At 56.4% G+C, this 13,227-nt stretch carries 11 protein-coding genes and 1 pseudogene; 7 read left to right on the forward strand and 5 right to left on the reverse strand.

Annotated features, from left to right (window positions below; all coding sequences use genetic code 11):
* Window positions 1-7 precede the first annotated feature (7 nt).
* A complete protein-coding gene (locus NQF87_RS00125; RefSeq protein ID WP_266126414.1) occupies window positions 8-781 on the forward strand; it encodes a hypothetical protein in 774 nt (257 codons plus the stop codon).
* A 28-nt stretch (window positions 782-809) separates the two neighbouring features.
* Here the strand turns inward: NQF87_RS00125 and gpmA are convergent, their stop codons facing one another.
* Window positions 810-1,502, reverse strand: a complete 693-nt coding sequence (gene gpmA, locus NQF87_RS00130; RefSeq protein WP_266126415.1) for a 2,3-diphosphoglycerate-dependent phosphoglycerate mutase — start codon at window positions 1,500-1,502, stop codon at window positions 810-812.
* Window positions 1,503-1,685: 183 nt separating this feature from the next.
* Here gpmA and NQF87_RS00135 point away from each other — a divergent pair, with 183 nt between their 5' ends.
* Window positions 1,686-2,225 (forward strand): HdeD family acid-resistance protein, encoded by a 540-nt coding sequence (locus NQF87_RS00135; protein WP_266126416.1) that lies wholly within the window; start codon window positions 1,686-1,688, stop codon window positions 2,223-2,225.
* A gap of 67 nt (window positions 2,226-2,292) precedes the next feature.
* On the opposite strand, the gene NQF87_RS00140 is transcribed toward NQF87_RS00135, so the two are convergent.
* Window positions 2,293-3,351: an isocitrate/isopropylmalate dehydrogenase family protein gene (locus tag NQF87_RS00140; protein WP_266126417.1), complete on the reverse strand. Its 1,059-nt coding sequence runs from the start codon at window positions 3,349-3,351 to the stop codon at window positions 2,293-2,295.
* Between the two features lie 240 nt (window positions 3,352-3,591).
* Between NQF87_RS00140 and NQF87_RS00145 the strand changes: the two genes are divergently transcribed.
* The 3 genes from NQF87_RS00145 to NQF87_RS00155 all read left to right on the forward strand — a co-directional run bounded on the left by NQF87_RS00145 (window position 3,592) and on the right by NQF87_RS00155 (window position 8,376).
* Window positions 3,592-4,917, forward strand: coding sequence for a citrate synthase (locus NQF87_RS00145; protein ID WP_266126418.1), 1,326 nt, complete (start codon window positions 3,592-3,594; stop codon window positions 4,915-4,917).
* 39 nt (window positions 4,918-4,956) lie between these two features.
* Window positions 4,957-7,644, forward strand: coding sequence for an aconitate hydratase AcnA (acnA, locus tag NQF87_RS00150; protein ID WP_266127006.1), 2,688 nt, complete (start codon window positions 4,957-4,959; stop codon window positions 7,642-7,644).
* 66 nt (window positions 7,645-7,710) lie between these two features.
* Complete coding sequence (locus NQF87_RS00155) at window positions 7,711-8,376, forward strand: invasion associated locus B family protein (RefSeq protein ID WP_266126419.1); 666 nt, start codon at window positions 7,711-7,713, stop codon at window positions 8,374-8,376.
* Window positions 8,377-8,391: 15 nt separating this feature from the next.
* Here the strand turns inward: NQF87_RS00155 and NQF87_RS00160 are convergent, their stop codons facing one another.
* The 3 genes from NQF87_RS00160 to NQF87_RS00170 all read right to left on the reverse strand — a co-directional run bounded on the left by NQF87_RS00160 (window position 8,392) and on the right by NQF87_RS00170 (window position 11,441).
* Complete coding sequence (locus tag NQF87_RS00160) at window positions 8,392-9,597, reverse strand: multidrug effflux MFS transporter (protein WP_266126420.1); 1,206 nt, start codon at window positions 9,595-9,597, stop codon at window positions 8,392-8,394.
* 75 nt (window positions 9,598-9,672) lie between these two features.
* Window positions 9,673-10,686 (reverse strand): hypothetical protein, encoded by a 1,014-nt coding sequence (locus NQF87_RS00165; protein ID WP_266126421.1) that lies wholly within the window; start codon window positions 10,684-10,686, stop codon window positions 9,673-9,675.
* Between the two features lie 131 nt (window positions 10,687-10,817).
* Window positions 10,818-11,441 carry a LysE family translocator gene (locus NQF87_RS00170; RefSeq protein ID WP_266126422.1) on the reverse strand — a complete coding sequence of 208 codons (624 nt, stop codon included), beginning with the start codon at window positions 11,439-11,441 and terminating at the stop codon, window positions 10,818-10,820.
* Window positions 11,442-11,549: 108 nt separating this feature from the next.
* Between NQF87_RS00170 and NQF87_RS00175 the strand changes: the two genes are divergently transcribed.
* Complete coding sequence (locus NQF87_RS00175; protein WP_266126423.1) at window positions 11,550-12,002, forward strand: Lrp/AsnC family transcriptional regulator; 453 nt, start codon at window positions 11,550-11,552, stop codon at window positions 12,000-12,002.
* A 77-nt stretch (window positions 12,003-12,079) separates the two neighbouring features.
* Window positions 12,080-13,213, forward strand: a pseudogene (proB, locus tag NQF87_RS00180) (glutamate 5-kinase).
* The last annotated feature ends 14 nt before the right edge of the window (window positions 13,214-13,227 follow it).

Genomic DNA, 13,227 nt, shown 5'->3' on the forward strand with positions numbered 1-13,227 from the left:
GAGTTTCATGAGGGTGGCGGTGTCGAGGAAGAGTGGTTTCTGGCAGGGTTTTAAAAGTGAGAAGTCCTTCAGGTTGGCGTTGGCCGGCTCCCGTGTTGGGATAGGGTTTGGTGTGGCGTTTTTGATTGCCTGTCTTGGAAGTTATCCAACATATAATGTGTTGGAAGTCGATAGTAACAAAAATAGTTTGGCATGTACTTTGGCTTCGGTAGCGCATCATGCTTATTTGTGGACCTTTCTTTATATCATAATAGGAGTATCACTTTCGTTATTATCTTTTTTGTTTTTAATTTCTGAAGAAAAATCTTTAGAGAAAGAAAGCCGTTCCATCATGCAATCAGTAGGTTGTATGATTTTGGATACACTTTTTCCGTGTTCAGCGTCTTCCAGTAGGAAGAAAAATAGAGTTTATGGTTACTCTCTAAAGCCATTTATTGTTTTTATGTTGGATGCTTTCCTGTTCCGATCAAAATGTTTCAGGAATTCTTTTAACAGGAAATATATTTCTATTTTTCGTTCGTCATCTCCTTTTCTTGTGGAGTCATTATTCTCTTTTTTTGGTAAGAAATTGGATCTATTTGATAGGAAATATTATTCTGTCTCATGGGTAGCTGTATTTTGTGCATATGTTTTCCTTTGTGCTTCAGTTTTTTCCTATGGCTATGCGGTGAAAGAAATGGCCTCGTTTATGGGGGGTAGTTCTCAGCCTGCGCTTACGGCTATGGCAAAGCCATTGGACGGTTATATATGCCCTCCTCCAGAGCCGAAAAAATCTCATTGAGAAGCAGAACGTTCCATTACTGAAGTTGTCATAGATAACCCGCCCGTTCCACCATCCCACCCGCATCCACCTCATAAACGAGCGGCGTCCCGGTCGGGATTTCCAGCGTCCGGGCTTCTTCCGGGTTGAGGTCGTTGAGATGGCCGATGAGGGCACGCATGACCGTTCCATGCGTGATGACAAGCAGGGACTGGCCTCGTTGCGGGCTGGGGAGCAGCGTTTCCTTCCAGTAGGGCAGAACTCGTTGCATGGTTGTGGCCAGACTTTCCGCACGGGGGAGATCAGCCCTGGGAATGGTGGCGTAACGTGAATCATTGCCGGGATAGTGGGGGCTATCCAGTTCCACTTCCGGTGGGGTGATGTCAAAGCCCCGACGCCATTGCTGTACCTGCTCCCGCCCGTAACGGGCGATGGTGTCGTCCCTGTTCAGTCCCTGTAATGCGCCGTAATGGCGTTCATTCAGCCGCCAGCTTCTGTATTCTGGCAGCCATGTCTGATCCAGCTCGTCCAGACAGTGATGAAGCGTGTGGATGGTCCGTCTGAGCATGGAGCAGTGGGCGGCATCAAAGCGGAAACCATGCGCCCGCATCAGCCGGCCTGCCCTGCGGGCTTCCTCATGGCCATCGGGAGACAGGTCCAGATCATTCCAGCCGGTGAACTGGTTGGCCTCATTGCCCAGACTCTGTCCGTGGCGCATCAGTACCAGCCTTGTTTCCGCCATGATGGTTTCCTTTTAATGCTTCAGGGGCTTGCACCATTCATGTAGGCACTGTGAGACAGAATTGCAGGATATGCCGCTGCAAGAAAGGCGGCAGGCCCCTATTATGATGCATGGCATATGATACTTGTCAGGATGATGAATATACGTCATGCCTTGCAGGGTAATTATGGAAGGGGTCAGGTCATGATTGACAGTCAGCAGAAGACGTTACTGAAGCAGGAAGGTAATGGTGGAATCATCATGGGGGCCTTGATTGTCCTCACGGGCGTTTTCATGGCGATGGCCCCCGTCCTGACCGTGATCTCCCTGACGGCACTGGTGGCACTGGTGCTGCTGGTTGTGGGCGTGTGTACGCTGGTGGATGTGTTCCGCCGGGCAGGGATGGAACGCAGGATGCTGGATGGCCTGCTGGGCGTGTTTTTTATCATCCTGTCTTTTCTGGTCTTTTTCAATCCTGTCGGGTCAGCGGTCGGGCTGGTGGTCTGGGTGACCGCATGGTTCATCGTACGTGGCGTGATGGAACTGGCCGGGATGGGGGCGTCCCCTTACGGGCGCAGCTTCATGGCTCTGGATGCCATCGTCAACATCGTGCTGGGTGTGACCCTGTTCTGCATGAATCCGATCATGGCGCAGGCAGCTCTGGGGTACTATGTGGCCATCAGCCTGATGTTCTGGGGGTTCTCGGTGATCCATCGCAGCATTCTGCTCAGAAACATGGGCTGAAGTTCATTTTTTCTGGAAATTGAGGAAAACCCGGTCCTGTAAGGCCGGGTTTTTTCATGGGTAAAGATCAGGCAGTTTCCAGTGCCCTGATGAGGGCTGCCGTAAACTGGTCCGTCGTGGCCGTGCCACCAAGGTCGCCCGTGCGTGTGCCGTTCTGGAGAGTCCGGGTGATGGCATCACGCAGGCGTGTGGCCAGCGTCTCATGGCCCGTATGGTCCAGCATGAGCGCACTGGCGAGCAGCAGGGCGGTAGGGTTCGCTCTGTTCTGTCCGGCTATGTCGGGAGCGGACCCATGTACGGCCTCAAAGATGGCCATGTCGTTTCCGATATTGGCTCCCGGTGCCAGTCCCAGCCCGCCCGTCAGGCCGGATATCTGGTCGGAGAGGATGTCCCCGAAAAGATTCGTGGTGACGATCACGTCAAACTGTGCGGGGTTCAGGCAGAGCTGCATGGCGCAGGCATCAACGATGCGTTCGTCAAAAGCGATACGGTCTTCATAGCGGGCAGCCACTTTCCGGCCTGTTTCCAGAAACAGGCCGCTCATCAGCTTGAGGATGTTGGCTTTGTGGACGAGTGTCACCTTTCTGCGGCCATGCGCCAGGGCGTATTCAAAGGCATGGGTGACGATGCGTTCACATTCAGCCCGTGTCGTGTATCCGGCGGAGAGGGCCATGCCCTGCGGGTCATCCCCCTGGGGGATGTAATAATCACGGGCGGCGTAATAGCCTTCGATATTCTCCCGGATCAGCACGATATCCAGCCCGTCATAACGGCGTAAATCTTCCTGCGGAATGAGCGTGCGGGCCGGACGGATATTGGCGTAGAGATCGAATCTCTGCCGCAGCATGACATTGACGGACCGAAATCCCGTGCCGCTGGGCGTGGCCAGTGGAGCCTTGAGGGCGAGGCGGGTGCGTTCCAGACTCCTGAGCGTGGCGTCCGGCAGGGGCGTGCCGTCTTCTTCCAGGGCGATGGCACCGGCTTTCTGCTCATCCCAGAGGAATGGTGCGCCGAGGGCGGCCAGAACGTCTTTTGTGGCCCGTGTGATTTCCGGGCCGATTCCATCGCCGGGAATCAGGGTGACGGGTATGGGCTGCCCTGCTGTGGGGGATGTATGGGCCGACATGAGAACTCTCCCTGAAAATGGGGCCTGATGCCCCGTTCCTGGCCGCAGCAGACAGGGAGTCTGTCTGCGTGAAATGGAAAGCTGATCATGTTTCATAACGATATGGCAAGGGTTCAGTCGGTAAACATGTTTTCATCAGGCAGGCTTCTTGCGGGTCGCAGGGATGTGTGCGTTACTCAAACATAACGATAACGGAATAAACTGGACCGTTCCGGTTTCTTTTCGCAGGGAGGTCGTATCATGGGCATCGGGGAGACAGCAGCGGACAGGTGGGTACTTCGCAGGGCGAACGGAGCGCAGGATGTTCCTCTGGAGAGCATGAAGAGCCAGATGGGGCCGGATGTGGTGGACATGCGGCACCTCTACCAGCAGGCAGGCGTGTTCTCTTATGACCCCGGCTTTGCCAATACGGCGTCCTGCCAGAGTGCCATCACCTACATTGACGGTGAAGAGGGACTCCTGCTGCATCGTGGCTACCCGATCGAACAGCTCTGCGAAAAGGCAAGCTTTACGGATGTTGCCTGGCTGCTCTCGCATGGCGAACTGCCCGATGCCCGGCAGAAAGCCCGTTTCGAGCAGGGCCTGATGGCCGAAGCCCATCTCCATGAGCAGATACGCAATTTTTTCAATGGGTTCCGGCGGGATTCTCACCCCATGGCCATGCTCTGCGGGACGCTGGCCGGTCTTTCCAGCTTCTATGGCAATCAGGAAGCTGACCAGCGGCACCGTATCACGCCGGAAGAGCGGGAGATGTCCACGCTGCGGCTGGTGGCCAAAATGCCAACCCTTGCGGCATGGGTCTATCGCTACAGCCGTGGTCTGCCGCTGATCTACCCCCGTCCGGGACTGAGTTATGCAGAGAACTGCCTGCACATGCTTTTCTCCATGCCGGAAGCTCCGTGGCAGGTGAATCCCGTTCTGGCCCGTGCTTTTGACAGAATTCTGATCCTCCATGCCGATCACGGGCAGAACGTGTCCACCTCCACCGTGCGGACGGTCGGTTCCACGGGGGTTAATCCGTTTGCCTGCATTGCCGCAGGTGTGGCGGCTCTCTGGGGACCGGCACATGGCGGAGCGAATGAAGCCGTGCTGGACATGCTGGATGAGATCGGCACGGTGGACGGTATACCGGCCTTCATGGAGCGGGTACGGAACCGGGAGGACGGAACGAGGCTGATGGGCTTCGGGCACCGTGTCTACAAGAAGCTGGACCCGCGGGCCGGGCTGATGCGGCGCATCTGCCATGAGGTTCTGGCCGAGCTGGGCATGGACCATGACCCCCGCCTTGAACTGGCCCTGAGGCTGGAAGAAACGGCCCTGAATGATGAGTATTTCATCTCCCGGCGGCTTTATCCCAATGTGGATTTCTATTCCGGCATCATTCTGCGGGCGATGGGGATTCCGTCTTCCATGTTCACGGTCTTCTTTGCGGTGGCCCGCACGGCAGGCTGGGTCGCCCAGTGGAAGGAAATGCTGGAGAGCCGACCCGGCATCAGCCGTCCCCGTGCCCTGTATGTAGGGCAGACCAGACGGGATGTTCCGTCTTCTTATGGCGCAGAGAACTAACGGAAAGACGCAGGAGAGCGGGAGCCTATCATGAGTGAGATGAACGGGGCCGACAGGCAGGGAATTATTGCGTGGCAGACGCTGGAGCATGAAGGGCAGAGCTATCGCTATGTGTCCCTTCCACCAGTACTGGCGGAAGCCGGGGAAAAGGCACGACGCCTGCCTTATGCGCTGAAGATCGTGCTGGAGAATGTGCTGCGGCAGGGGCGGCATGATGCGGCGGCACTGGTGACGGGCTGGGCCGAGAGCTGTCACTCCGAAGGAGAAATTCCCTTCTGCCCCGCCCGCATCCTGATGCAGGATTTTACAGGCGTGCCCGCCGTGGTGGACCTTGCCGCCATGCGGGATGGCATGAAAGCTCTGGGGGGCGATCCGGAAAAGGTCAATCCGTTCATTCCCGTGGACCTCGTGATCGACCATTCCGTGACGGTGGATGTGGCCGGGCAGAAGGATGCCCTGGAGCAGAATGTGGCCCATGAGTTCAGCCGCAACCGGGAGCGGTACAGCTTCCTGCGCTGGGGGCAGCAGGCTTTCGACAATTTTCGGGTCATTCCGCCCGAGGCAGGCATCTGCCATCAGGTGAATCTGGAATATCTGGCCCCGCTGGTCATGCGGAAGGAAGAGAACGGCGTGACGACCCTGTTCCCGGATACGGTGTTCGGAACGGACAGTCACACGACCATGATCAATGGCCTTGGTGTTCTGGGCTGGGGCGTTGGCGGGATTGAGGCGGAAGCTGCCGCTCTGGGTGAGGCCATCGCCATGCGTCTGCCCGACGTCGTGGGCGTGTATCTGGAGGGACGGCCCGCTCCCGGCGTGACGGCCACGGATATCGTGCTGACCCTGACGGAACAGCTCCGGGCAGAGGGCGTGGTCGGCAAGTTCGTGGAGTTCTTCGGGCCTGCGCTGGATCATCTGCCGGTGGCGGACCGGGCCACCATTGCCAACATGGCCCCGGAATATGGAGCGACCTGCGGCTATTTCCCCCCCGATGCGCTGACGATGGAGTATCTGGCCCTGACAGGTCGTTCTCCGGATCACATCCGTCTCGTGGAAGCCTATCTGCGGAAGCAGGGCCTGTTCCGCGAAGGGAATGAGGAGCCGCTCTTCACCACCGTGCTGCGGCTGGACCTTGCTACCGTGAGGCCTTCTGTCGCCGGGCCGAAAACACCGTCCCAGCGTCACGACCTTCCTGCTGTGGCAGAGACAAGCCGTGCTGCACTGGCGGCTGAGAAGCAGAATGATGCCCGTCTGCCCATCCACACGGAGGATGCAGCTCTTGCGGGAGAAACACTGGGGGCCGGGGATGTCGTGCTGGCGGCGATCACTTCCTGCACCAACACGTCCAACCCTGCGGCCATGCTGACGGCTGGTCTTTTGGCACGGAAGGCCCGTCAGCGGGGGCTGAAAGTGGCAAGACGCATCAAGACCTCTCTGGCTCCGGGCAGTCAGGCCGTGACCCGTTATCTGGAGCGGGCCGGTCTGCTGGACGATTTCAGTGCGCTGGGTTTTGAGATTGTCGGCTATGGCTGCACGACCTGCATCGGCAATAGCGGGCCGTTGCAGGCCGACATTGCCCGGACGATCACGGAGCATGATCTGACAGTCGCCGCCGTGCTGTCGGGCAACCGTAATTTCGAGGGGCGTGTGTCCCCCTATACGAAGCTGAATTACATCACCAGCCCGCCGCTCGTGATGGCCTATGCTCTCGCCGGGACTGTGATACGGGACCTGACGACCGAACCGCTTGGGCATGATGAAGCCGGTCAGCCCATCATGCTGTCTGACATCTGGCCCGATGGGGACGAGCTGGCCCGGCTCATGGCGCAGTCTGTCGTGTCAGAGGCGTTCGCCCGTGGCTATGCCACCGTGGAGCAGGGACCAGCCCAGTGGCAGGCCCTGGGGGAGGACAGGGCTGGTGCAACCTTTGCATGGGATGAGACCTCCACCTACATCCATTCTCCACCGTGGCTGGAGGGGAGTGCCGGCGTGACGGGGCCGATCCGCAACGCCCGGATTCTGGCTCTCTTCGAGGACAACATCACGACTGACCATATCTCCCCGGCCGGGACGATTGCGGCCCACTCGCCTGCGGCCTGGTATCTGAAGGAGCATGGTGTGGCTCCGGCGCAGTTCAATTCCTATGGCAGCCGCCGGGGGAATGATCTTGTCATGGCACGGGGCACGTTTGCCAATATCCGCATCAGGAATGAGATGATCCCCGGTAGTGAAGGCGGTGTGACCCGCCACTGGCCCGATGGCGAGGAAGGGTCCATTTTCGACGTTGCCGCCCGGTATCAGCAGGAGCGGGTACCGCTGGTGGTGGTTGCCGGGCGGAATTACGGCATGGGGTCATCACGGGACTGGGCAGCGAAAGGCCCCCGTCTTCTGGGCGTGAAGGCCGTCATTGCTGAGGATTTCGAGCGGATTCACCGGGCCAATCTGGCCGGGATGGGGATTCTGCCCATCACCTTCCCCAGGGGTGTGACCCGCCAGACGCTCGGCCTGACAGGGCAGGAGCAGGTGAGCATTGACCTTTCCGACCGGCTGGAACCCCGGCAGCCGGTTCAGGTGCGTTTTACGACCCCTGATGGAGCAGAGCAGACCATTCAGGCCACCCTCCAGCTGGAGACGGAGGCCGAGCTGGCCTATATTGCCCAGGGGGGTATTCTGCCTTATGTGCTGCGGCGTATTGCGGCAGCTGACGGAGCCGGTGTGCAGCACTGAGTTTTCCTGATGATGTGAGGGCGTGTTGGTGTTACGGTGACGGGCGTGACCGTAGAAGGAGAAAGAATGATGTTCAGACGCTCTCATGTCGTCATGGCAGGGGTGGCAGCTGCCGGAATGCTGTCTGCCCTGTCTGCTTCCGCTGCCGAGCCGAAGGATAACCGGGCAGCGGCGGTGGAAGCTGTGACGGAAAAGGGAGGCGGCCTCCCGGAGATCATGGCGGCTGAACATCCGGGCGTGGCATCCCGTTCCGCTTTTGCGGGGCCGTGGCGTTATGGCTGTGCCTATCCGGCCAAAGGGAGCCGTCAGGGGACACAGTTCTGCACCATCCAGCTGGAGCACATGGTGGGGACCACGATGGATAGTGGTTTCTTCCTGCTGGCCCATGCCACGTCGGATCTCATCAAGAAGCCGCTGGCCCAGCAGCCCTGGCAGATCAGCCTGAACCTTCCGACACGTCTGCCGTTCGACATGAAGGCTGATCTCCAGCTGAGCGTGGATGGCGGGCAGTCCGTGTCCCTGCCATTGCAGTCCTGTGATGAAACAGGCTGCATGGCCCAGCAGGAGCTGCCAGCCAGCATCGTTCAGGTCCTTTCATCCGGAAAGACTGCACGGCTGACGGCGAAGACAAAGACGGGTGAGCCGTGGAGTTATGAGTTTCAGCTCGTGGATATCCAGACGGGAATGCAGCAGCTTGCAGGCTGGCTGGAGCGGGGCGAGCTGAATCCGTAAACTGTCAGGCCGTTTTCAGTCCTTCCTGTCCTGACGGATGAGCAGCAGGAAGGCGAGGCTGAGCAGCGAGCCGACGCCGATGGTCGTGGCCATGGGGCGGGGTGTACCATCGGTCAGCAGCCCCACCATGCCGGAGCCGATGATGCCGCTGCCATAATGGACGGCACCCGTCATGGCCGAGACGGTGCCTGCATGGCCGGGGTCATCATGCAGGGCACCGGAGAGTGAATTGGCCACAATGAAGCCCGCCATGGCGACGAAAAGGAACAGGGGCAGGAACATCCCCCATATCCCGCCGAAATCTGTCCAGACGTCAATCATCAGCCAGAGGGAGACCAGAACGCTGATGATGGTTCCCATGACAAGCAGCCTGTCACTTCCCCATGTGCGGACCAGACGGGCATTGATCATGTTGGCGGTCATGATGCCGATGATCCCCATGCCGAAGAGCAGCGCATAGAGCAGGGACGAGGCATGATGGTAGCTGATATAGGCAAAGGGTGAGCCGGAAATATAGGCGAATGTCCCCGCATAATAGCAGCCACCCGCCCCGGCATAGCCGATCAGGCGGGGGCGGCGGATGAGATGGGCATAATGGGAAAAGGCATGAAGGACGGAATGGGACTGTTCAGTCCGTTTCGGCAGGGTTTCCGGCAGGAAGATGAGGCTGCCAAGCATGATGATGCCCACACAGACCAGACTGACAAAAATGGCCCGCCAGCCCCAGAAGGCCAGAATCTGCCCGCCAATGAGGGGTGCAAGCAGGGGCGTGATGGCCGTGACCGTCATCAGCGTGGAGAGCATCTGGGCCGCACGGTGACCATGATAGAGGTCCCGCACCATGGCACGGGCAATGACGACATTGGCGCAGGCCCCGATGGCCTGAAGGATGCGGAAGGCAATGAGTGTCGTGATGGAGTCCGCAAGGGCACAGCCTGCCGAGCCGAGCGTGAACAGGACCAGCCCGAGGGCGATGGGCAGCCGCCTGCCATAATGGTCACTGACCGGCCCCCAGATGAGCTGGCTGAAACTGAACCCGACCAGATAGCCCGAGATCGTCCATGCCATTTCGCCACCTGGTGCCTGTAAGGCCTGTGACATGGTAGGCATGGCGGGCAGGTAGAAATCGGTCGAGATGGCCGCAAAGCCCATCAGGACGCTGAGAATTCCCAGCAGACGGAGCGGATGGGCAGCCGGCGGCGATATGGGGGTAGAAGACATGTTTCGAGAGATGTGAGGCCGGTCTCTTCCTGTCAAGGATAGAAGGAAACATTGAGAGTAGCGGGAGGGTAAATTTTATTTATCAACATCTAGGTAATATTCCATCATATTATTAACTCTATCAAAGAATTCTCCTTTCATATTTGAATTGTGATATATTAATTTTAATTCTTTTTCGTATTCATCTGATTTAATTCTTATTTTTACTTCAATGTTGTTGATTTGTTCTACTAAATGTCTATTTATTTTTTTTAAGTTATTTAATTCTTTTTCTATTTCGTCTATTGATTCTTTATTTTGCTGAATTTCTTTTTTGATTTTTATAATATTGCTATCGTCATCATGTGAGTAATTCTTATTTTGTTGTATACTATAAATTTCTTCTTCTTTTTGTGAGATGCTATGCTTTAGATCACATACGCTACGATGCTTCTTTATGAAAGTGGTATAAAAATTTTTTAATTCACTAAAATTACTAATGAATAATAATTCATTATCTATAAAATCATAGGTCATTATTATTTTTCTGAATAATTCTGCAAATTTTTCATCATAATTTTCCTGATTAATTAATATTATTTCCTTTAGAGTTTTGCATCTAATAAAAATATCTTTATATTTCCCATGGTTATAAGATATATTAGTATTGTATTCTATAGATTTTATAACGTCTCTGAACTTGTTTTCTGGATCCCTGAATAGAAACTTAATTTCTTTCAGGATTTTTGAAATTTCCTCTTCATATGATTGATCGCTCAATGCTCTATCGAGTATTTCTTCTAAATCTATTCCGTGTTCTCTTGGTGTTTCTATTCGGAAAAGATCTCCAAATTTGGCACTGTAAGCATATTTTTTGTCATTGAATTTTTTCCATAAAGCGAATCTTTCTTTAAAAAGGTTTAGGTTGTATGATTTTCTATTAATTTCTTTTTGGTTTTTCGTAATTCGAGAAACAGACCAAGCAAGTCCTAAGCTAAGCGTCGAGACAATGAGGGGACCAAAGTTTTTGAGAAACGTTCCTATGGCTCCATAATCATGTAGGGTTGAACCTGTTAAGATCATATCATGTATTGTACATTCTGTAGCCATGTATTGATTTTCCTTTTCATGCCAGTATGGGGCCTAGATGTAGACGGTTGTTTAATTGCCGGTCAATCATGGTTCGGAATATGTACTTAAAGTCGTAATCTTGTTTATTCCATATTGACTCATCATGAGTCTCACATCTGCTTCAGGCAGGTTTCACCAAGCATCAGCAGGGCAATGCCTGTCATGGAACAGCCTGAAAGCCTGTTGACCAGCCCGGCCATCCGGGGGCGGGCGGAGAGGAGGAGATGTGCCCCATAGCCGACTGCCAGATAGACACACAGGCAGGTCAGGCAGTGGATGAAGCCAAGAAGGCTGATCTGCCAGTAGGGGCTTACGGGTGACCCCTGCTGAAGGAACTGGGGCAGGACGGCCATTATGATCATCATGACCTTGGGATTGAACAGGCTGACTGTCACACCCTTGCCCAGCCAGTGCAGGGCGGAACCTGATGAGGTTTTCACCGTGCCGGGCAGGGCGGCTTCCGCCCGGAGCTGTCCGATCCCCAGCCAGAGCAGGTAGAGGGCACCACAGAAGGTGATGGCAGGCAGGGCAAAGGGCGTCGCCCTGAGAAGTGATCCCAGCCCCGCAGCGACCAGAAGGATGATGAGGAAATGCCCCAGCACCATGCCGCTGACGGCCGGGATGACACGACGGCCCGTGCTGCCTGCGGTGATGGCATAGGCCCAGTCCATGCCCGGTGACATGATGAAAAGGAAGGAAACAAGCCAGAAGGCGGACAGGATACTGAAGGGCATGGAAGGCTCTCGTTCTTGCGGGGTCTGCGGGACACGATAATCTTCCCGGTATGGAAATATTTTTCAAAATATCCTGTATGATGAGGAAATTTTGGAAGGAAACATGTCATGGATGCACTTGACCGGAAGATTCTTGCTGAACTCCAGAGGGATGGTCGGCTGAGCATCACGGAACTGGCCGACCGCGTCGGCCTCAGCCTGTCCCCTTGTCACAGACGGGTGAAGACGCTCGAGGCCAGTGGGGCGATCAGGGCTTACAGGGCGCAGATCAATCCGGCGAGCGTGGGGCTGGAATTTTCATCACTCGTGTTCGTGACCTTCCGGGACATCACGCAGAGCGTCCTGCGGGCGTTCGAGGAAGCCGTCATTGCCATCCCCGAAATCACGGAGGCACGGCGTCTTTTCGGAGACCCGGATTTCATGCTGGAGGTCATGACGAAAGACCTGCCCGCCTATCAGAGGCTGTATGATGACCGTCTGACAGCCCTGCCGGGTGTGCAGCGGCTGACCTCCACCCTCATCATGAAGGATGTCGTGCGGGACAGGATGTTTCCCCTGTAGCTCATTTTTCATCTGGCACGGGGCGGGAAGTTCCGTTACGGTTTGAGAACGAGCAAGTTTCATGTGGAGTGCTGCCAATGGGCATCGTGTCTTCCCTGCCGTCCCTGACCGGGGCGAAGCGTCTTGTCATCAAGATTGGCAGTGCCCTGATGGTGGACCCGCAACAGGCAGCCCCCAGGCATGAGTGGCTGGACAGTGTGGTAGCGGACATTGCTTTCCTGCGGGAGCGGGGCGTGCAGGTCTGTGTCGTGTCGTCCGGGGCGATTGCACTGGCCCGCTATCGGCTGGGGCTGGTGGACGGTACCCTGCGTCTGGCTGAGAAACAGGCAGCGGCCTCTGTCGGGCAGGTCCTTCTGGCGCAGGCCTGGGCGGAAGCACTGGAACGCCACGGCATGACAGCCTCGCAGATTCTCCTCACGGCAGAGGATACGGAAGAGCGGCAGCGTTACCTCAACGGGCGGGCCACGATACAGACCCTGCTGGAGCTGGGCTGTGTTCCTGTCATCAATGAGAATGACACGATTGCCACGGCAGAAATCCGCTTTGGTGACAATGACAGGCTGGCCGCCCGCATTGCCCAGATGATCGGGGCCGACCAGCTCGTTCTGCTGTCCGACATTGACGGGCTGTATGAGTCCGACCCCCGCAGCAACCCGGCAGCGGTGCATCTGCCCGTGATTGAGCGGCTGACACGGGAGATCATGGCAATGGGCGGCAATCCGCCGCCCGGTTATCCTTCTGGCGGCATGAGAACCAAACTTCTGGCCGCTGTCATGGCCACGCAGTCCGGCTGTGCCATGGTCATTGCTCAGGGAGCCATGAAGCATCCTCTCTGTGCCGTGATGGAAGGCGAGCGGTGCAGCTGGTTCCTGGCTGCGGAAGAAGCCCTGACAGTCCGGCAGTAATGGATTGCCGGTGGTCTGAAACCCGGTGTTGCTCTGGTGATTGATGCCGGGGCCTGTGACGCCCTGAAGCAGGGCGGGTCCCTCCTGCCTGCCGGGCTTGTCCGGGTGGAAGGCCAGTTTTCGCAGGGAGAGCCTGTGCCCATTCTGGATGAAGCGGGACACTGTCTGGCTTATGGCCTGCCCGCTTATGATTCAGAGGAAATGGTCCGGCTGACTGGCTGCCAGTCGGGAGAGATTGCCGGGAAACTGGGGCGTGAGGGGCCGGATGCCATCGTGCATCGGAACGATCTTGCCATGCCGCCATAAATCGGCACGATGAA

It is taken from the genome of Bombella dulcis (genome assembly GCF_026385505.1).
In the GTDB taxonomy this organism is placed as follows: domain Bacteria; phylum Pseudomonadota; class Alphaproteobacteria; order Acetobacterales; family Acetobacteraceae; genus Bombella; species Bombella dulcis.

Coding starts and splice junctions, on each gene's coding strand:
- NQF87_RS00135 (WP_266126416.1), top strand. CDS start 1,686: ATGATTGACAGTCAGCAGAAGACGTTACTGAAGCAGGAAGGTAATGGT.
- NQF87_RS00155 (WP_266126419.1), top strand. CDS start 7,711: ATGATGTTCAGACGCTCTCATGTCGTCATGGCAGGGGTGGCAGCTGCC.
- NQF87_RS00160 (WP_266126420.1), bottom strand. CDS start 9,597: ATGTCTTCTACCCCCATATCGCCGCCGGCTGCCCATCCGCTCCGTCTG.
- gpmA (WP_266126415.1), bottom strand. CDS start 1,502: ATGGCGGAAACAAGGCTGGTACTGATGCGCCACGGACAGAGTCTGGGC.
- NQF87_RS00140 (WP_266126417.1), bottom strand. CDS start 3,351: ATGTCGGCCCATACATCCCCCACAGCAGGGCAGCCCATACCCGTCACC.
- NQF87_RS00125 (WP_266126414.1), top strand. CDS start 8: ATGAGGGTGGCGGTGTCGAGGAAGAGTGGTTTCTGGCAGGGTTTTAAA.
- NQF87_RS00165 (WP_266126421.1), bottom strand. CDS start 10,686: ATGGCTACAGAATGTACAATACATGATATGATCTTAACAGGTTCAACC.
- acnA (WP_266127006.1), top strand. CDS start 4,957: ATGAACGGGGCCGACAGGCAGGGAATTATTGCGTGGCAGACGCTGGAG.
- NQF87_RS00170 (WP_266126422.1), bottom strand. CDS start 11,441: ATGCCCTTCAGTATCCTGTCCGCCTTCTGGCTTGTTTCCTTCCTTTTC.
- NQF87_RS00145 (WP_266126418.1), top strand. CDS start 3,592: ATGGGCATCGGGGAGACAGCAGCGGACAGGTGGGTACTTCGCAGGGCG.
- NQF87_RS00175 (WP_266126423.1), top strand. CDS start 11,550: ATGGATGCACTTGACCGGAAGATTCTTGCTGAACTCCAGAGGGATGGT.